14 protein-coding genes are annotated in these 18691 nt (G+C 71.1%); 8 read left to right on the top strand and 6 right to left on the bottom strand.

Features of this window, described 5'->3' with window-relative positions; genetic code table 11:
- Positions 1 to 5: 5 nt before the first annotated feature.
- The gene (locus AC07DU_RS13120) at positions 6 to 1562 is read right to left on the bottom strand and encodes an alpha/beta fold hydrolase (protein ID WP_479111288.1); all 1557 of its coding nucleotides are present in this window, start codon (positions 1560 to 1562) and stop codon (positions 6 to 8) included.
- 308 nt (positions 1563 to 1870) lie between these two features.
- Here AC07DU_RS13120 and AC07DU_RS13115 point away from each other — a divergent pair, with 308 nt between their 5' ends.
- The 4 genes from AC07DU_RS13115 to AC07DU_RS13100 all read left to right on the top strand — a co-directional run bounded on the left by AC07DU_RS13115 (position 1871) and on the right by AC07DU_RS13100 (position 6466).
- On the top strand, positions 1871 to 3973 hold the full coding sequence (locus tag AC07DU_RS13115; RefSeq protein ID WP_479111286.1) for a SpoIIE family protein phosphatase: 2103 nt from the start codon (positions 1871 to 1873) through the stop codon (positions 3971 to 3973).
- Positions 3974 to 4059: 86 nt separating this feature from the next.
- On the top strand, positions 4060 to 5115 hold the full coding sequence (locus tag AC07DU_RS13110; RefSeq protein ID WP_479111284.1) for an ArsR/SmtB family transcription factor: 1056 nt from the start codon (positions 4060 to 4062) through the stop codon (positions 5113 to 5115).
- A gap of 84 nt (positions 5116 to 5199) precedes the next feature.
- Complete coding sequence (locus tag AC07DU_RS13105; RefSeq protein WP_479111282.1) at positions 5200 to 5601, top strand: hypothetical protein; 402 nt, start codon at positions 5200 to 5202, stop codon at positions 5599 to 5601.
- Positions 5602 to 5644: 43 nt separating this feature from the next.
- The gene (locus AC07DU_RS13100; protein WP_479111280.1) at positions 5645 to 6466 is read left to right on the top strand and encodes a 2OG-Fe dioxygenase family protein; all 822 of its coding nucleotides are present in this window, start codon (positions 5645 to 5647) and stop codon (positions 6464 to 6466) included.
- 101 nt (positions 6467 to 6567) lie between these two features.
- Here AC07DU_RS13100 and AC07DU_RS13095 read toward each other — a convergent pair whose 3' ends face one another.
- The 4 genes from AC07DU_RS13095 to AC07DU_RS13080 form a co-directional block, all read right to left on the bottom strand.
- Positions 6568 to 8043: a non-reducing end alpha-L-arabinofuranosidase family hydrolase gene (locus AC07DU_RS13095; RefSeq protein ID WP_479111278.1), complete on the bottom strand. Its 1476-nt coding sequence runs from the start codon at positions 8041 to 8043 to the stop codon at positions 6568 to 6570.
- 55 nt (positions 8044 to 8098) lie between these two features.
- Positions 8099 to 8929: a carbohydrate ABC transporter permease gene (locus tag AC07DU_RS13090; protein ID WP_453371544.1), complete on the bottom strand. Its 831-nt coding sequence runs from the start codon at positions 8927 to 8929 to the stop codon at positions 8099 to 8101.
- Positions 8926 to 9831: a carbohydrate ABC transporter permease gene (locus tag AC07DU_RS13085; protein WP_479111604.1), complete on the bottom strand. Its 906-nt coding sequence runs from the start codon at positions 9829 to 9831 to the stop codon at positions 8926 to 8928. Before AC07DU_RS13085 ends, AC07DU_RS13090 begins: the two co-directional genes overlap by 4 nt.
- Positions 9832 to 9943: 112 nt before the next feature.
- Positions 9944 to 11236: an extracellular solute-binding protein gene (locus AC07DU_RS13080; RefSeq protein ID WP_479111275.1), complete on the bottom strand. Its 1293-nt coding sequence runs from the start codon at positions 11234 to 11236 to the stop codon at positions 9944 to 9946.
- Between the two features lie 233 nt (positions 11237 to 11469).
- Between AC07DU_RS13080 and AC07DU_RS13075 the strand changes: the two genes are divergently transcribed.
- The 3 genes from AC07DU_RS13075 to AC07DU_RS13065 are packed head-to-tail and all read left to right on the top strand — an operon-like array spanning position 11470 to position 16238.
- Positions 11470 to 12495: a LacI family DNA-binding transcriptional regulator gene (locus AC07DU_RS13075; RefSeq protein ID WP_360897046.1), complete on the top strand. Its 1026-nt coding sequence runs from the start codon at positions 11470 to 11472 to the stop codon at positions 12493 to 12495.
- A 9-nt stretch (positions 12496 to 12504) separates the two neighbouring features.
- The gene (locus tag AC07DU_RS13070; protein WP_479111273.1) at positions 12505 to 14724 is read left to right on the top strand and encodes a glycoside hydrolase family 3 N-terminal domain-containing protein; all 2220 of its coding nucleotides are present in this window, start codon (positions 12505 to 12507) and stop codon (positions 14722 to 14724) included.
- Positions 14721 to 16238, top strand: a complete 1518-nt coding sequence (locus tag AC07DU_RS13065) for a glycoside hydrolase family 43 protein (RefSeq protein WP_479111271.1) — start codon at positions 14721 to 14723, stop codon at positions 16236 to 16238. Before AC07DU_RS13070 ends, AC07DU_RS13065 begins: the two co-directional genes overlap by 4 nt.
- A 149-nt stretch (positions 16239 to 16387) precedes the next feature.
- On the opposite strand, the gene AC07DU_RS13060 is transcribed toward AC07DU_RS13065, so the two are convergent.
- Complete coding sequence (locus AC07DU_RS13060; RefSeq protein WP_479111269.1) at positions 16388 to 17419, bottom strand: LacI family DNA-binding transcriptional regulator; 1032 nt, start codon at positions 17417 to 17419, stop codon at positions 16388 to 16390.
- Between the two features lie 268 nt (positions 17420 to 17687).
- Between AC07DU_RS13060 and AC07DU_RS13055 the strand changes: the two genes are divergently transcribed.
- Entirely contained in the window at positions 17688 to 18659 is a 972-nt protein-coding gene (locus AC07DU_RS13055) for a glycoside hydrolase family 6 protein (RefSeq protein ID WP_479111267.1), read from the top strand.
- Positions 18660 to 18691 lie beyond the last annotated feature (32 nt).

The following is an 18691-nucleotide window of genomic DNA, read 5'->3' as shown; positions in this document are numbered from 1 at the left end:
CCCGGTTACTTCGGGATGATCGTGAACGGTTCGGGCTTGAGATCGTCCACGCAACGGGTGTCGGGCGCGGTCGGGCGAGCGAAGAACGAGGCGAGCACGCTCTGCGCGCAGTGCGACTGCGGGACCACCCAGTGGCCGATGCCGGGGACCTGTATGGCGGTCGAGCCGGACAGGTTGCGGGCGACGTCCTTCGCCCAGCTCACCGCTGTCTTCACGTCGAACGTGCCGGAGATGACGAGCGCCGGTACGGAGCTGACCGTGGCCACCCGCTGGACGGACGCGCGGTCCGGGACGTTCCAGATCCCGCATGCCGCATACTGGAAGGGGAGTTGCGGCACCTGGGCCAGGACCGTGTCCGGCCACCCGGGGTAGGCCTCGCGCCCCGCCTTCAGCACGTCGGCCTCCGAGTACCGCGGCGCCCACTCGCTGCACACCACCGAGTTCGTCAGGCCGTGGGCGAACTCGCCGACCTTCTGGACCGAGCCGGCCGCGCGGGCCTTCGCGAAGCGCTCCGGGTTTCCGTTGCTCAGTTCCGCGAGCGCCGCCGGGAGGTCCTTGGGGCCGGGGTTGAAGGCGACGATCATGTTGAGCAGTGCGCCCCCGTCGAGGACGACCTTGACCGGCTTTCCTCCGCTCGGCGGCGGGACGTTCAGCGTCAGGGGCTGTGCCTCCAGCTTGCGCACCTGCTCCGTCAGCATGCCGGGGAGGTCCGGGTACCGGTCCTTGCAGGCGGGCTGCGCCTCGCACGCCTCGAAGATGTTGTCGATCCCCTCGGCGGTGCTGCCCCAGGTCCACGGCAGGGTCACGACCTGGGGAGGGGTGATCGAGTCGATCGCGAACGCGCGGATTCCCTCGGGGTGCAGGCGCAGGTACGTGAGCGCCAGGTTGCTGCCGTAGGAGTAGCCGTAGACGTTCCACTGGGGGATGTCCAGTGCCTTGCGCAGGTCGACGAAGTCGGCTGCGTTCTCTGTGGAGTTGTAGGCACTCAGGTCCGTCCCGTCGGCCGTCAGGCGGTCCCGGCAGTCCTTCACCGCTTTCAGGAAGCGCTGTTCTGCCTCCTGTGCGTCGTAGCCCAGGCCGACGGCCTGCGCGTTGAACCGGTCGACCTCCGGACAGGCGAGGTTCGGCCGGTTGTAGAGGTTGCCGCGCTGGGCCATGATGATCAGCTCGCGGTCCTTGTTCAGGCCGGAGTCGACGAGGAACGGAATGTCGTCGAACGTGTCGGCACCGGGGCCGCCCGCCATGAACACCACGGGGGCCTGCGCGGGCTTCGCGGGGGTGACGGCCGGGATGACGGCCACGGCCAGCCTGATGGTCCGGCTTCCGGGGCGGGAGCGGTTCTCGGGGACCTCCAGGAAGCCGCACCGTGCGTCGGTCAGCGCTTCGATCGGCTCGGGCGGCTTCGGGCAGGAGCCGGGCACGAACCGGGCCGAGCCCGCCGGGCTGGGCTGCCAGGTGGGCTGGACGGGTGCTGACGCGGCGCTGCCGGTGGTGGGGCCCAATGCCGCCAGACAGACCAGAGCTGCCCCGGCAGTCACCGCGGGAATGCTGTGCTTTGGCATGTGATTCCGTTCCTCTGCCGACATCGGCGGCGACCCTGCCGGGCCAGGCCGCAGCGGTTGGGGCGGAACGCGCGTTTTCGACGCTACCGGGTGGCCCGTACACCCGCCACGCGGAGCAGTCACCACCCGCGGGCCCACCGCGGCATCCCGCCACGTCCCCTTGTGCGCGTCCTCGGACCAGCCGGTAGCGTTGAATGTGCCTGCGTTCGACAGGGAACCCGGGGCGATCACGCGCTGAACGACCTGAACGACCCCTGTCCGACGGGAAGGTCCTGCGGGCAGGCGCTTCTTCTAGGGAGCGTTCCGTCATGGCCGCACACGAGCCGCTCCGGTGGGACGAGCGGGACCGCTCGCCGGGGCCGTTGCCGCCGGGAGGGCTGCTCGATCTGCTCAGCGTGGCCGCCGTGGTGCTCGACACCCGGGGGCGCATCGTGTTCTGGAGCCCCCAGGCGGAGGAGGTCTTCGGCTACACCGCCAGGGAGGCGCTCGGCCAGTACGCGGCCATGCTGGTCCGCGACGAGCACCGCGACCTGGTGACCAGGCTGTTCGCCGAGGTGATGAGCACCGGGACGAGCTGGGCCGGCGCGTTCCCGATCCGGCACAAGGACGGCAGCACGCGCCTGGTGGAGTTCCGCAACGTGCGGCTGCTGGACGACCTCGGCGACGTCTACGCCCTGGGCATCGCAGCCGACCAGAGCACCCTGCAGCAGGTCGAGACCGACCTGGCGCTCTCCCAGCGCCTGGTGGCGCAGGCCCCCATCGGCATCGCCCTCCTGGACACCGACCTGCGCTACCTGCTGATCAACCCGGCCCTGGAACGCATCAACGGCGTCCCGGCCGCCGACCACATCGGCAAGCACCCCCGCGACCTCCTCACCTTCCTCGACGTGGACACCATCGAGTCGGCACTGCGCCAAGTGCTGCTCACCGGCACTCCGGTGATCGACCAGTACACCGTCGGCCGCACCCCGGCCGACCTGGAACACGACCACGCCTGGTCGGTGTCGTACTTCCGCATCGAAGGCGCCGGCGGCCGCGTCATCGGCGTGGCGAACTCGGTGGTCGACGTCAGCGAACGCCACCAGGCCACCACCGCGGCGGACCGGGCGCGGCGCCGTCTGGCCGTGATCGCCGACGCCTCCGCCCGCGTCGGCACCACCCTGGAGGTCGAGCACACCGCGCGGGAGCTGGTCGACGTCGCCGTTCCCGACCTCGCCGACATCGCCACCGTCGACGTCCTCGACGACGTCCTGGCCTTCCGCCGGGCCGCACCGCCCCGTGAGCCGGGCCCGGAGATGTTCCGGGCGCTCGCCGTGGCGGCCGCCTACCCCACCCCCGCGGCCACCGCCGCGCTGGCCGCCGGCGACCTCGCGGCGTACGGAGCCGACCGGCTCATCACCCGCTGCGTGCACACCGGGGCGCCCATCGTCGTCACCCACGCCAGCGGCAGCGATCTCCAGCACATCGCCCGCGACGCCGAAGCCGCGGCCGCCTTCGCCGAGGCCGGGGTGCACTCCTACCTCGCGGTGCCGCTGATCGCCCGCAACGAGGTCCTCGGCGTCCTCGACCTGCTGCGCGCGCGCAACCCCCAGCCCTTCGACGAGGACGACGTCCTGCTCGCCGGTGAGCTGGCCGCCCGGGCCGCGATCGCCATCGACAACGCCCGCTGGCACCAGAGCGTCCGCAACACCGCCGAAACCCTCCAGCGCAGCCTCCTGCCCAGTCCCCCGCCTCCCCTCGCCGGGCTGACCATCGCCTCCCTCTACCAGCCGGCCCAGGCCACCCACGAGGTGGGAGGCGACTGGTACGACGTCATCCCCCTCGCACGCGACAGGACCGCCCTGGTGGTCGGCGACGTCATGGGCAACGGCATCGACGCCGCCGCCACCATGGGCCGCCTGCGCACCGCTACGTGCGCCTTCGCCGACCTCGACCTCACCCCCGAGGAGGTCCTCCACCACCTCGACAAGATCACCCAAGGACTGGAGCACTACATCGCCACGTGCATCTACGCCGTCTACGACCCCCACGACCACACCTGCCGCATCGCCAACGCCGGGCATCTGCCGCCCGTCCTCGCCCCGGCCGACGGACCCCCGCGGCTGCTGGACCTGCCCACCGGCGCGCCGCTCGGCGTCGGCGGCATCCCCTTCCACACCACCTCCTTCGACCTGGGCACGGGCGACCGGCTCATCCTGTACACCGACGGCCTCGTCGAAACCCGCCGCCATTCCATCGACGACCGCCTGAACACCCTGCTGCGCACCCTGGACGCACCGCGCCGGCCGCTGGACGAGACCTGCCACTGGCTCCTCGACTCCCTGCGTCACCCCGACGACCACGACGACGTCGCCCTGCTCATCGCCGAGGCCACGGTCACGCCCGCCCCCGGGCGGCCCATCCCCGCCTGACGACGTGGAACCCGGGGTGCCGCACGGCGGGGTCGGGCATGCTGGGGGTGCTCGCGCGCTCTACTTCGGTGGCAGGGGGCCGGTCGGTGTTACGCATTCACTTCACGAGGGAGGACCTCGCCCGGACACGGGTGGCCGCGACGATCGGCGTCGCGGCGGAGGTCTACTACAGCCTGGAGCTGCTGAGGGATCAGCGGGAACTGCCGCACTTCCGCACGTGGCGGTCAGCGGTCGCCGGCCGGATGGGAGCCGACACGCGCCCCCTGACGTCCCTGGTCCCGGTGCGCGGTCCCGGGCTCGATCTGCTGGCCCTGATGGGCGACGTGCCCTCGCTGGACCATGCCGTGGACAACTTGCTGCGCGCCCCGGTGTCCCAGCTGCGACGCGAGTTCGAGGGTCTCGACTTCCACCCCGGACACCGGTCGTGGGCCAGGCGGGTGTCCGAGGGCGACCGTGAGGCGCGCCGGGAGCTCGCCGGGGCCGTGCGCGCCTGCCACCGGGTGACCGTGGAGCCGTACTGGCAGCGGGGACGGTCCGATCTGGTCGCGCTGTCCACCCGATGCGCGGACCTGATGGTGGAGGGCGGCATCGATCTGCTGCTGCGTTCGATCGGCGCACCACTGGTGCGCTGGCGGCCGCCGGTGCTCGAAGCCCCCTACCCGCGCCGGGTCGAGGTGCGTCTCCAGGGGAGGGGGCTGATCATCACGCCCACGGTCTTCTCGACGCGTCCGGTGAGCTTCCTGTGGGATCCGCTGGATACCGCCCAGCCGCCCCGGCTGACCGTACCGGCTCTGCGCGGGCCTCTGGCCGGTACCGGACCGGTGGAAGCGGAGGGCTCCGCCGTGCGGGACCTGGGGCCTCTGCTCGGCCGCACGCGAGCCGCCGCCCTGCACGTGACGGCGGACGGGTGCACGACGAGCGAACTGGCCCGCCGCCTCGGCGTCACGGCCGCAGCGGCCAGTCAGCACACGACCGTACTGCGGAACGCGGGCCTCATCACCACCAGCCGCCGGGGCGGGTCCGTGCTGCACCTCATCACTCCCCTCGGTCTGGCCCTGCTGCGGACCGGAGCCCTGCCGGAAACGGGAGGCGGGGAGGGAGACGGGGGCGGCGCCTCGCCAGCTGTCCCGGCCCCCCTTTAAGCCGTGGCTTAAGGGCTGGGCCGCGGGCGCCAGGCCCGCCCAGGATGGGAAGCCGCAACCGGCTCATCGTCTCTTGGAGATCGCATGAAGACTCGTTTCGCCGCCGCCCTCGGTTCCGTCGCCCTGACCGCGGGCATGCTGCTGGGCGCTCCCGCCGCCAGTGCGCAGACCACCACCTACCCGACCACCACCGTCGACGTCCCCTACGGGGCGAGCTATGTCCACGGCACCCTGACCTGGTACAACCGGTCGGTCGGTTTCAGCGGGACACTGCGGGCCGTCGGCTGCCGCAGGGCGTGGCTCGCTGCGTACGATGCCTCCGGCAACGAGTTCGGCGCCAGGAGCACCAGTACCAAGTGCGACGTGACGTATACCGTCAGCGCCTCGATCCCCACGGACGTCCCCGGTGGGGCCGCGCATGTCCTCGTCTGCTTGGACGACGCGAACGCCAACTCGCTCAAGTGCGTACAGTACGACCGGCCCTGACGCCTCCGCACGCCGCGAGGGCGGTGGCCCGTGGGAGGAACACGTGGAGAAGGCGGAGCCCCCGCAGGGGGAGGCAGCGGGTCCGGGTGAGGGCAGGGATGCGCTGCGCGAGCGCGGGTTCGCCCGCTACGGCGCGGAGCAGCTCGGCATCACCCTGACCGGCTCCGCGGCCCGGGACCTGGCCGGGATCCGGGAGGTCTTCGCGGCTCTGCCGCCCGACCCGTACGCCCCGGGGACGAACCGGTTCCGCCGGTACTCCCATGCCGTGTACCTGCCCTGGAAGGACGAACTGTCCTGGATCCCCGGCACCCCGGACCCCGTCCACGGCACGGTCACCGACTTCTCCCAGGGCGAGGGCGATCCCGGGCATCCGCGAACGCGACGGGTGCTCCCCGACCTTCCCGAGGCACTGCGCGGCAACGCCCTGCTGTTGCGGCTCCTGCGCTGGGACATCGAACAGGTCCTGTCGCTGAGGGATCTGGGGCGCCGACCGCTGTGGGCCGGTGTCCACCTGATCAGGCTCGGCGTCGACCACCCGGGCCAGATCGCCGTCTCGTCGCCGGACTGCCTGCACCAGGACGGCGGTTCGGCCAGTACGTTCACCTTCGCCCATCTGATCAGCCGTACCAACGTCACCGGCGGGCAGAACGTCATCGCGACACCGGGCAGCGCGGGCCTCCAGCCCGAGGACCCGTGGGCTGACGTCCACGCCGCTTTCACCCTCACCGACCCGCTGGACGGGTACGCCGTCCACGACCACAGAGTCAGCCATTACGTCGGCCCGGTCCGCGCGGGCTCCGGGGCGGGCCCGGGCGAACGGTCCGTCCTCATCGTCGGCCTCGCCCCGTACGTCCCCCAGCTGTGACGCCGCGCTGAGCGGCGGCCCCTTCGCGTGACCGTGGCGGGCCCGGCGCTGCGCCGGGCCCGCCACGCCGGCTCCGCTGCCGAGCCGGACCGGTCACGCCGTCAGCGCTGGAGTGTCAGCAGACCCGGCCGGTAGGGCCACAGGCCGTAGTCGCCGCCGACGTTGGGGTTGCGTCCCTGGTAGAGGAACTGCAGGTTGCACGGGTCGACGGTGAAGGTCTGGTCGGCGCTGGTGCGGATCAGTTCGCCGTGGCTGATGTCGTTGGTCCAGGTGGCGCCGCTGTTGGCCTTTCCGGCGAAGGGGTTGCTCTCGGTCGCGGCCTGGGGCGTCCAGGAGCCGTCCAGACTGGTGGCCGTGAACGAGCGGAAGTAGCGGCCCTGCGCGCCGTCCGCCTCGACGATCATGAGGTAGCGGTTCTGGCCCTGGAGCTTGTAGACCTGGACGGCTTCGAACAGGTTGTTCGTCGTGTCGCTCATGACCACGGTCGAGGTGGCGCCGAAACTGCCCGGGAAGTTCCCGATCGGCATGCTGGCCCGGTAGATCTTTCCGTTGTCACCGGCGAAGAACAGGTACATGTTCGTGCTGTCGGCGATGAGCGTCTGGTCGATGGGTCCGGTGGTGGAGCCGGTGATGCTCCCGGAGAAGAGCACCTGCTGTGACGACCAGCCGTTCGGGTTGGTGGGGTCGCTCGACGTCCGGTAGGAGAAGGCGCTGCCGCCACCCCACTGGTAGGCGAGCACCCAGATGTTCTTCGGCGCGAAGTAGAAGAGCGTGGGCGCGACGGTGGACGTCGACATCGTGTTCTGGCTGGCCGAGGCCATCTCCGACCAGTTGGTGAACAGGCCGAAGTTCATCGAGCCCCAGTTCTTCCCCGTGTCGTGCGTGGTCGCGTAGACCAGGTGCCGGCCGTTGTAGGGGGCGACGGTGAAGTCCTTGAGCGAAGCCCACCCCGGCTTCGGCTGCGCCAGCGGGCCCGTCGACGTCCAGCGGTACGTCGAGGGGAGGGTGCAGGTGCCGGGGCTGCCGCCGCCGACCCGGACGAGCTGCCACTGCTGGTTGGTACCGCCCCAGTCGTCGTACTGGACGACGTTCGCGTTGTCGGCGGTGGAGCCGCCTTGTACTTCGAGGGCCTTGTTGCTGTGGCGCGCGATGAGCCTGACGTAGCCGTCCGGGCTCTCGGCCAGCCGCCACTGCTGGTTGGTGGCGTTCAGGTCCGCCCACTGGACGATCGGGGCGCCGTTCGCGGTGGACCCGTTCTGGACGTCCAGCACCTTGCCGGAGTGGCGGGACTTGATGCGGTAGTAGCCGCCGCCGGAGTCGACGAACTGCCACTGCTGCTGGTTCTGATCGTTCCTGGTCCACTGGGTGATGCGGGCGCCGTCGCCGGTCGACAGGTTGTAGACGTCCAGGGCCTTGCCGCTGTTGCGGTTGACCAGTACGTACGAGGCGTTGGGGTCGATGGTCGTCGCGGCCCCGGCGGGCTGGACACCGAGGAAGGCGGCCAGGAGCAGCAGGGGCGTGAGGACGGCGAGCAGGCGTCGTCTCAGGTCGACCGGGGACGGATGGCGAAACCACATGGGAAGAGCTCCTTCGCAGGTCGGGGACGGGAGGGGGGAGGTCACGCGCGACGCGTCAGCCCTTGGTGGCGCCTGCGGTGAGGCCGCCGATCAACTGCCGCTCGGCGACGGCGTAGAAGGCGAGGGCGGGGACCATGGCGAGCACGATGTAGGCGAGGACGAGCGCGTAGTCGGTCGAGTACTGGCCCTGGAACTGCTGGACTCCGACCGGGACCGTCTGCCAGGTCGGGCCGTTGAACACCAGCAGCGGCAGGAGGAAGTTGTTCCAGCTCGCGACGATCGCCAGCACCGACACCGTGCCGAGCGCCGGACGGGCCATCGGGAGCAGGATCTTCCAGAAGAAGCGGAACTTGCCGCAGCCGTCCATGACGGCCGCCTCCTCGACCTCCGCCGGGATGGTCCGGAAGAAGCCGCGCAGGATGATGATCGTCATGGGGAGACCGAAGGCCGCCTGCGGGAGGATCACTCCGAGCGGGTTGTCGAGCAGTTCGACGTTGCGCAGCAGCAGGAACAGCGGCAGGACGGCCACGGCGAACGGGAACATGAGCCCGATCGTGAACAGCGTGTAGAACAACTCCCTGCCCCGGAAGGCGTAGCGGGCCAGCACGAACGCCGCCATCGCGGACGCCGCCACCGTGCAGCACGTCGTCCCGATCGCGATGCCCGCACTGTTGGCGATCTGCCGCCAGAACATTCCGTCGCCGAGAATGGCGGTGTAGTTGCCGGTCTTCCAGTGCTCCGGCGGCCCGAACGGGTTGGTGGTCAGCTCGCCGGTGCTCTTGAACCCGGACATCACGGCGTAGACCAGCGGCACGGCGACGAACGCGCCGATCAGCCAGACCACGGCGTGCAGGGACAGGCCGCGTGCGGTCCTGCGGGCGTTCATCGGCCACCTCCCGAGGTGATGGCCCCGCTCAGGTCGCGGCGGAGCACGTAGCGCTGGTAGAAGAGGGAGAAGACCAGGCTGATCATGAACAGCACGACGCTGATCGCGCTGGCGTAGCCGACCTGGTAGCGCTTGAACCCGTACTGGAAGATCGAGACGGCCATCGTCTCGGAGGAGTGGTTGGGCCCGCCCGCGGTCATGACCCAGACGAGGTCGAAGAGCTGGATGGCCCCGATGACCGAGAGGAAGGCGCTGATCCTGATCGTCGGGCCGAGCAGCGGCAGCGTCACGTTCCGGAAGCGCTGCCAGGCGCCGGCGCCGTCGATGGAGGCGGCTTCGAGGATCTCGCCCGGGATGCCCTGCAGACCGGCGAGGAAGAGCATCATGTGGAAGCCGAAGTACTTCCAGGTCATGACCGTGAAGAGGGTCGGCATGACCGTCGAGGGGTCGGCGAGCCACTTGCCCTGCAGCCCCTCCAGGCCGAGCGCGCCGGCGAGGTGGTCGGCCATGCCGGCGTCGGGCAGGAAGATCATCGTGAAGAGGACCGCCGTGACCACCTCGGACAGGATGTACGGCGCGAAGAACAGCATCCGGTAGACGGCCCGGCCGCGCAGCCTCTGGTTGAGCAGGACCGCGGTGAACAACGCGAAGGGCAACTGCACCGTGAGCGACAGGGCGATCAGGTACAGCCCGCGCCCCAGATCGCCGCGGAAGACCTCGTCGTCGAAGAGCTCGGCGTAGTTCTCGAAGCCGACGAAGTCGTCCATGGGGCCGACCCCGCCCCACTTGAAGAAACCGGTGTAGACGGCGACGGCGATCGGGGCGAGGACGAAGACGAGGAAGAGGACCAGAGCCGGGAGGAGGAACCACGCGACCGACGCCCAGTTTCCCCACCGGCGCAGGAGCGAGCGCGACGGGGCGGGCGGGTGCACCGGCTCGGCGTCCCGCGTCCGCTCCTCGGCCGGGTCCTTGGTCAGGTCCTTGGTCGGGTCCTTGGTCGGGGTGGCCACGGAGCTAGGCACCCTTCGCAGCCTGGGTGATCGACGCGGTGACCTGCTCGGGCGTCTTCTTGCCCGCGATGAGGTCCGCGACGCTGTCGTTGACCTGCTGGCCCACCGCGGGCGGGTAGGCCTGGTCGAGGAAGAGCTGGAAGCCCGTCGCCTTGACCAGGCTGTCGGCGACCGCCTTCCTGTTGGGCTCGGTGAGCTGGCTCTCCGCTCCCTTGACCACCGGCAGGTAGCCGTTGGAGGCCAGCAGCTTGGACTCGTTCTCCAGCACGAAGAACTTCAGGAACTCCAGCGCCTCCTTCGGCGCTCCCTTGCGCAGCGCGAAACCGTTGCCACCGCCGAACACCTCGGTGACCTGACCGACGCCGCCGTCGACCGTCGGGAAGGGGAAGAAGCCCAGGTCCGCTCCGAGGTCCGCGCCCGCGTCCTTCTGCACCGACGGCGCCCACTGCCCCATCAGCTCCATGGCGGCCTTGCCGTTGCCCATGGTCGCGGCCTGGCCGCCGGGGGTGGAGTAGCCGGCGCCGAGGAATCCCGTCTGGAACGGCTGGAGGTCGACCAGCTCCTTGAGTTGGGCGCCGGCCCGGACGAAGCCGGCGCCGGTGAAGTCCTTGGCGGTCGCCGCCTCTTGCAGCGCGGGGAGGCCTGCGACGCGCATCGCGAGGTAGGCCCAGTAGTAGTGGCCCGGCCAGTTCTCCTTGCCCGCGAGGGCGATCGGGGTGACGCCCGCCGCCTTGAGCTTCCTGACGTCTTCGAGGAATTCGGCCCAGGTGGCCGGCGGAGCGGTGATCCCGGCCTGGGCGAAGAGCTTCTTGTTGTACCAGAAGCCGACCATGCCGACGTCGTAGGGCACGGCGTAGGTCCGGCCCTCGATCTGATAGGCCTGCAGCGAGACGGGGGTGAGCTCGGACGACCAGCCGAACGCGTCGGTGAGGTCCTCGACCAGCCCCGCGTCGACCTGCTGCCGCAACACGCCGCCGCCCCAGGTCTGGAAGACGTCGGGGAGCCGGCCCGAAGAAGTGGTCGCGGTCAGCTTGGACTTGAACGCCTCGTTCTCCAACGACGTCGTCTTGATCGTGAGGTTCGGGTGGGCGTCCGTGAACGCCGAGGAGATCTGCGGGAAGAGAGACTTGCCCGGTTCCGTGGTGGCGATGTTCCACCAGGCGAAGCTCACCTTGCCGTCGGCCGCCGGGCCGGAGCCGGAGTCCCCGCCGCCGCAGGCCGCGGTCAGCGAGACGGACAGGACGGTCAGGCCCGAGAGCGCCAGGAAGCTTCGTCGGCTCGGGGGTGTGCTGGCCATGGAACCTCCGGGGTGGGGGATGCCGGTTCGACCTCGAAAACATTTCGTAACCTTCTCGGATCGAGTGCTGCCACAAACTAGGAACGCGGGGCCCACCGGTCAAGCCTTCTTACCGAATTTCCTTGTGCAGCAGCCGTCTTGGAGCTTGACAACCAGGTTGCGCCGACCGGAAACTCTTCGAAAGTTTGCGATATCCGTCGCCCGACCCACGGCGTTCGCGCAGAGGAGAGAAGTTGAGCGAGCAGCGTCCGACCCTGGCCCTCATCGCCGCGGAGGCAGGGGTGTCCCAGGCCACCGTGTCCAAGGTGATCAACGGCCGCTCCGATGTCGCACCCTCGACGCGCGAACGGATCGAGAGCCTGCTGCGCTCCCGCAACTACCTTCACCCCGGCCGGCAGGGCAGGGCCCGCAGGTCGGGCCTGGTCGACTTGATCATCGGCGGTCTGGACAGCGCGTGGGCGGTGGAGATACTGCGCGGCGTCGAGGCCGAGTGCGCCCAGCGCAGCGTCGGCACCGTCGTATCGCTCGTCCCGCCGGGCGAGGCCACGCCGTCGAGCTGGGCCGCACTGCCCGTCCTGCACCACAGCGACGGCGTCATCCTCGTCACTGCCTCGGTCACCCAGGCCCAGCGCGCCCAGGTCGAACAAGCAGGTGTGGCGCTGGTCGTCATCGACCCGATCGATCTGCCGGGCAACGGGGTGCCGAGCATCGGCGCGACCAACTGGGCGGGCGGCCTCGCCGCCACCGAGCATCTGCTGGGGCTGGGGCACCGCCGGATCGCCACGATCGGCGGGCGCAAGGAGATGCTCTGCAGCCAGGCCCGCATCGACGGGTACCGCGCCGCGCTGGAGCGGGCCGGGGTCGAGGTCGACCGCGACCTGATCCGGTTCGGCGACTTCCAGCACGAGGGCGGGTTCCGGTGCGCCCGGGAACTGCTCGCCCTCCCCGATCCACCGACCGCCGTTTTCGCGGGCAGCGACCAGCAGGCGATGGGCGTCTACGAAGCCGCCCGGCAGGGCGGGCTGAGCATCCCGCAGGACCTCAGCGTGGTCGGCTTCGACGACCTGCCGATGTGCGAATGGCTGTCACCCCCGCTGACGACGGTGCGCCAGCCCCTGGAGGAGATGGGCCGGCTCGCCGCCCGCACGCTGTTCCAGCTCCTGGACGGGCCGCCCCTGGTCAGCCCCCGGATGGAGCTCTCGACCGAGCTCAAGGTCCGGCTCTCCACCGCCCCGCCCCCCGCCCCGCCCCGTCTCTAGGAGAACTCCTTGACCGAGCCCTGGCGCGACCCCCTCCTGCCCGTGTCCGTACGAGTCGCCGATCTGCTGGAACGGATGACGCTGGAAGAGAAGGCGGGCCAGCTCGCCGGCTTCTGGGCGCTGCCCTCGGACGCGGGCGTACCGGTCGCGCCCATGGAGGACGATTCCGGCGAGTCCGCCCCGGGCCTCGACGACATCGTCGCCCACGGGCTCGGCCAGCTCACCCGGGTGTACGGCACCGCGCCGATCACCGCGGAAGCCGGGATGCGGCGGCTCGCCTCGCTCCAGCGGCAGGTGACCGGAGCCGGCCGGTTCGGGATCCCGGCGCTCGCCCACGAGGAGTGCCTGACCGGGTTCATGACGTTCGGGGCTACGGTCTTCCCCGGGCCGCTGGCCTGGGGCGCCTCCTTCGATCCCGGGCTCGTGCGCGAGATGGCCGGCGTCATCGGCGCGGGGATGCGGCGGGTCGGCGTCCACCAGGGGCTCGCTCCGGTGCTCGACGTGGTCCGCGACTACCGGTGGGGCAGGACCGAGGAGTGCGTCGGCGAGGACCCCTATCTCGTCGGAGCCATCGGCACCGCCTACGTACAGGGCTTGGAGGGCGCCGGGGTCGTGGCGACGCTCAAGCACTTCGCCGGGTACTCGGCCTCGCGCGGCGGCCGGAACATGGCCCCCGTCGCCTCGGGACCGCGCGAGTTCGCCGACGTGCTGGTCGAGCCCTTCGTACGGGCCCTGCGCGAGGGCGGTGCCCGCTCGGTGATGAACAGTTACACCGATGTGGACGGTGTCCCCGTGGCCGCCGACGAACGGCTGCTGACCGGACTGCTCAGGGATGAGCTCGGTTTCAGCGGTGTGGTCGTCGCCGACTACTACGCCGTCTCCTTCCTGGAGACCCGGCACGGTGTCACCGGATCGCGCGGCGCGGCCGGGGCACTGGCGCTGACCGCCGGAATCGACGTCGAGCTGCCCACGGCCCGCTGCTACGGCGAGCCGCTGCTCGAACTCGTACGGTCGGGAAGCGTGTCCGAGGAGCTCATCGACCGGGCCGCGGAACGGGTCCTGCTCCAGAAGGCCGGGCTCGGCCTGCTCGACCCCGGCTGGGAACCCGTCACGCCCGAGCCGGTCGACCTCGATCCGCCGGAGAACCGGGCCCTGGCCAGGCTCCTGGCCGAACGGTCCACCGTGCTGCTCGCCAACGACGGCATCCTGCCGCTGCGCCCGTGCCGGGTGGCGGTCAGCGGGCCGTACGCCGACGACCCCCGGTCCTTCCTCGGCTGCTACTCCTTCCCCAACCACGTCGCGCTGCCCGGGGACCTCGGGCTGGAGATACCGACGCTCGGCGAGGCGCTCACCGCTGCCGGGTTCACCGTCACCGACGACGATCCGGACGTGAACGTGCTGGTGCTCGGGGACCGGGCGGGCATGTTCGGCCGGGGCACCTCCGGCGAGGGCTGCGACGCCGAGACCCTCGACCTGCCCGGCGACCAGGCCGCACTCGCCCGCGCCGTGCTGGACTCCGGGGTGCCGACCGTCCTGGTCCTCGTCTCCGGACGGCCCTACGCGCTCGGCACGCTGGCCGAGCGCGCCTCGGCCGTGGTGCAGGCCTTCTTCCCCGGCGAGGAGGGCGGCACGGCGCTGGCCCGGATCATCGGCGGCGCCGCCGAACCCTCCGGGCGGCTGCCCGTCTCCATTCCCCGGCAGGTCGGCGGCCAGCCCGGCACCTACCTGCACGCCCGGCTCGGCGGGCACACCGACTGGAGCTCGGCGGACCCGACCCCGCTGTTCCCCTTCGGACACGGGCTGAGCTGGACCAGCTTCTCGTACTCGGAGCTCTCGGTGGACCCCGTCGCCGCGACGGACGGGGCCGTCGCGGTTTCGGTCACCGTACGCAACGTGGGCGAGGTGGCCGGGACGGAGGTCGTCCAGCTGTACCTCTCGGACCCGGTGGCGTCCGTCGTCCGGCCGCAGCGGTGGCTCGCCGGATTCGCCAGGGTCGAGCTGCGGCCGGGCGCGGCCGCCCGTGTCACCTTCCGCGTCCACGCCGACCGGACCTCCTTCACCGGGCTCGACCTGCGCAGAAGAGTGGAACCGGGGGAGATCGGCGTGGCCGTCGGGCGGTCCAGCGGGGATCTTCCGCTCCAGGGCTCCTTCACTCTGGAGGGTCCCGTACGTCATCCGGGGGCCGACCGGGTGCTGTCCGTGCCGGTCGAGACCGTCCCGGTGCCATGAACGGCTTCTCCGGTGATCCCGTGCTGCCCGGGTTCCGGCCCGATCCGTCCGTCTGCCGGGTGGGAGCGGACTACTACCTGGTGACGTCAAGTTTTGAATGGTTCCCGGGACTTCCCGTGTTCCACAGCCGCGATCTCGTGGACTGGCGGCGCATCGGCTCCGCGCTCGACCGGCCCTCCCAGCTCGACCTCGACGGGTGCGCGCCCTCACGGGGTCTGTTCGCACCGACGATCCGGCACCATGACGGGGTCTTCCACCTCGTCTGCACGCTGATGGACGGCCCCGGCCATTTCGTCGTCACGGCGACCGACCCGGCGGGGCCGTGGTCGCAGCCGCACTGGCTGGACGGCGAGGGCTTCGACCCGTCGCTGTTCTTCGACGACGGGGCGGGCGGCGAGACGGACGGCGAAACGGACGGCGGGGCGCGCGACGGGACGCACCGCGGCGACGGCCGGGCCTGGTTCACCGCCGCCCGCGTGCTGGACGAGGCCGCCGGCCGCACCGAGATCTGGATGCGCGAGTACCTTCCCCGCGAACGACGGCTCACGGGACCCGAGCACGTCCTGTGGTCGGGAAGCCACCCGGGCGCCCGATGGTCGGAGGCCCCCCACCTCTACAAGATCGACGGCACCTACCTCCTGCTCACCGCGGAGGGCGGCACCGATGTGGACCACACGGTGGTGGCGGCCCGCGCCGACCGCGTGAGCGGCCCGTACGAGGGCGCCCCCGGCAACCCGGTGCTCCCACCCGCCCAGGGCCCCGTCACCTGCACCGGGCACGCCGACCTCGTACAGACCCCGCACGGCGACTGGCGGGCCGTCCTCCTGGGCGTGCGCCCCGGTTCCGCCCTCGGGCGCGAGACCTTCCTCAGCCGGATCACCTGGGACGACGGCTGGCCGGTCTTCTCCCCCGTCGTCCACACCGGTCATCGCCGCCCCGTCCACGACGGCTTCGCCACCCTCTGCGCCGACTGGAACACCCTGCGCACCCCACGCACGCGGTTCTGGACCACCGGCGACGGGCTGCGCCTGCGGCTGCGCCCCGAACGCCTCGGCGCCCACACGGCCCCGTCCCTCCTGGCCCGCCCCCAGGAACAGCCCGATTGCGACGTCTCCACCGAACTGCACTTCACTCCCGCTGCACCGGAGGAAGAGGCGGGCCTCGCCGTGGTCCTCGACGACGACGCCCATCTCCTCTTCCTCCGCACCACGGAAGGACTCAGCCTCCGCCACGGATCCGAGGTCCTGGCCGGCGTTCCCGTCCCCCCGGGCCCCGTCCGTCTGGGGGTCCGCATCCGCGGTTTCGGCCACACCTTCACCCACGCGGGCCCCGACGGCGCCTGGCAGGACCTGACCACCGTCGAAGCCAGCTTCTTGACCCCGCTGTTCACCAGCGTCCAGCTCGGCCTCTACGCCACCTCCAACGGCCGCCCCTCCACCCGGCACGCCCACTTCGCGTGGTTCGACATCAGGTACCCGAGCAAGGAGGAACCGCCTGGACAGCAGCGTGGATGACGCCCGCGGCCGTGGACCGGCGGCGCCGGCGCTCGTCGCCGGGGCACGGCGCGGGCCACCTCACGGCGACCGCCTGCACTGCGACCGTCTGCGCTGCGACCGCTTTCACCGCGACCGCCTCACCGCGCCCCTCTCACCGCGCCCACCGGTCAGGCCGGCGCGGGCAGTTCGGGGGCGGACTCGCGCACGGTCAGGCGGGTCGGGAGGATCAGCGGGGTGGGTCGGTGTCCTTCGATGGCACTGACCAGCATCCTGGCCATCTCCTGCCCCAGCGCCCGCACCGGCTGATGGACCGTGGTCAGCGGCGGGCTGGTGTGCCGGGCGCTCGCCAGGTCGTCGAAGCCGATCACCGCGACGTCCTCGGGCACCCGCAGCCCGCGTTCCCGCAAGGTGCGCAGAGCGCCGATGGCCATGGCGTCGGAGGCCGCGAACACGGCGTCGGGGCCGGGGTGTGCCCGCAGCAGCCGGTCCATCGCCCCGGCGCCGCCGTCCTCGGTGAACTGCCCGGGCTCGACTCCGAGCAGCGTCAGGCCGGACAACAGCAGCCCCTCGGTGAACCCCTGCTCCCGCGCGACGGAGGCCCTGGCGTCCACCTGCCCGGTGATCATGACGGGCCGTCGGCGGCCCGTGCGCGCGAAGTGCTCGGCGGCCAGACGGGCACCGCCCCGGTTGTCGGCGTCGACGTACCACGTGGGCTCCCCGACGAGCGGGAGTCCGCCGAAGACGACGGGGAGATCGACTTCCTCGCCCAGGCGGGCCAGCGGATCGTCGCCGCGCAGTGCCATCAGCATGACGCCGTCGGCCCGGCGGGAGCGAAGCAACCGCTCGAACCGCTCCCGGCCGCGCGGGGTGTTGGCCAGCAGCAGGATCAGTTCCAGATCGGTCTGCTCCAGCGCCGCGCTGACGCCGACGATGATCTCCGCGAAGAACGGGTCCGCGAAGAGCCCCGGCTCGTCGCTGGAGAGCGCCAGTACCACCGCTCCGACCCGGCGCGTCGCCAGGGCCTGCGCGGACGGGTTGGGTACGAAATCCAGCTCGCGCACGGCCCGCTGGACCGCCTCGCGCTTGGCGCGGCTGACGTGCGGGGCGTTGTTGATCACTCGGGAGGCCGCCGTGCGTGACACACCGGCTCGTGCGGCCACCTCGTCGAGCGTGGGCATGCGCTTGGGTGACGGCTCCATGGAAAAGCTGCTCCTCGGGCTCACGCGGACGGCGAACAGCGGCCATGATTCCATGCACCGTCCCGGCTTCGGGCCCGCACGCGGAGGACGCCCTTGGCCTAGGTCTGGTAGCGCTTCCAACCAATCGCGCCATACCGGCCGTTGCGGCGCTACCGCGTTCAACCTCTTGACACACCCTGGCGACGGACCCAATCATCCCATCAGTGCGGTCCGACGCACCATCAAAACTGGAAGCGCTTCCACTTCCCCATCCATCGGAGGAAGAACCATGCGCAAGTCCGTCCGAGCCGCATCCGCCCTGCTGGCCGCCGTCCTCGCCGGCGGTCTCGGCGTGATCAACGCCAGCCCGGCGTACGCCGCCGATCCGACCACCATGACCAGCGGTTTCTACGCCGATCCCGACAACTCCGCCCTGCGGTGGGCCAATGCGAACCCGGGGGACGGGCGGGCGGCGGCGATCCGGACGTCCATCGCCAACACCCCGGCAGCCCGCTGGTTCGGCAACTGGAGCGGCGACATCGGCGCGGCCGCCGGCGCCTACGTCGGCCGCGCGGACTCCTTCGACAAGCTGCCGATCCTGGTCGCGTACAACATCCCCAACCGGGACATCTGCGCCGGTCACTCCGGCGGCGGCGCCGGCAGCCGCGCCGCGTACGACGCCTGGATCGCGGCCTTCGCCAGTGGCATCGGCAGCCGCCCGGCCGTCGTCGTCCTCGAACCCGACGCGCTCGGCCACGAAAGCTGCATGACGGCCGGCCAGATCGCCGAGCGCAACGCCATGCTGAAGAACGCCATCGCCCAGTTCAAGACGAAGGCACCCAACACCTGGGTCTACCTCGACGCCGGGAACCCCGGCTGGATCGGCGCCTCGACCATGGCGCAGCAGCTCGCCGCCGCCGGTGTAAGCGGAGCGCACGGCTTCTCGCTGAACGTCTCCAACTACTTCACCACCGACCAGAACACCTCCTACGGCAACGCGGTCAACTCCGCGCTGGTCTCCTACGGTTACACCAAGCCGTTCGTCGTCGACACCAGCCGCAACGGCAACGGCTCCAACGGTCAGTGGTGCAACCCCGCCGGCCGCCGGATCGGTGCGCCCAGCCAGCGCGGCGGCGGCGCCGAGATGCTGCTGTGGATCAAGATCCCCGGCGAGTCCGACGGCAACTGCGGCGTGGGGGCGGGCTCTTCGGCGGGCCAGTTCCTGCCGGAGGTCGCCTACAAGATGATCTACGGCTACTGAGTCTTTCCCCGCCGAAAGGCCGGCCGCCCGGT

It is taken from the genome of Streptomyces sp. NPDC045695 (assembly GCF_056432025.1).
This window is presented reverse-complemented; position numbering and strand designations above follow the sequence as displayed.

Excerpts from the sequence above, each read along its gene's own strand:
- AC07DU_RS13120 (WP_479111288.1), bottom strand. The coding sequence starts at position 1,562 with ATGCCAAAGCACAGCATTCCCGCGGTGACTGCCGGGGCAGCTCTGGTC.
- AC07DU_RS13115 (WP_479111286.1), top strand. The coding sequence starts at position 1,871 with ATGGCCGCACACGAGCCGCTCCGGTGGGACGAGCGGGACCGCTCGCCG.
- AC07DU_RS13105 (WP_479111282.1), top strand. The coding sequence starts at position 5,200 with ATGAAGACTCGTTTCGCCGCCGCCCTCGGTTCCGTCGCCCTGACCGCG.
- AC07DU_RS13095 (WP_479111278.1), bottom strand. The coding sequence starts at position 8,043 with ATGTGGTTTCGCCATCCGTCCCCGGTCGACCTGAGACGACGCCTGCTC.
- AC07DU_RS13090 (WP_453371544.1), bottom strand. The coding sequence starts at position 8,929 with ATGAACGCCCGCAGGACCGCACGCGGCCTGTCCCTGCACGCCGTGGTC.
- AC07DU_RS13080 (WP_479111275.1), bottom strand. The coding sequence starts at position 11,236 with ATGGCCAGCACACCCCCGAGCCGACGAAGCTTCCTGGCGCTCTCGGGC.
- AC07DU_RS13065 (WP_479111271.1), top strand. The coding sequence starts at position 14,721 with ATGAACGGCTTCTCCGGTGATCCCGTGCTGCCCGGGTTCCGGCCCGAT.
- AC07DU_RS13060 (WP_479111269.1), bottom strand. The coding sequence starts at position 17,419 with ATGGAGCCGTCACCCAAGCGCATGCCCACGCTCGACGAGGTGGCCGCA.
- AC07DU_RS13055 (WP_479111267.1), top strand. The coding sequence starts at position 17,688 with ATGCGCAAGTCCGTCCGAGCCGCATCCGCCCTGCTGGCCGCCGTCCTC.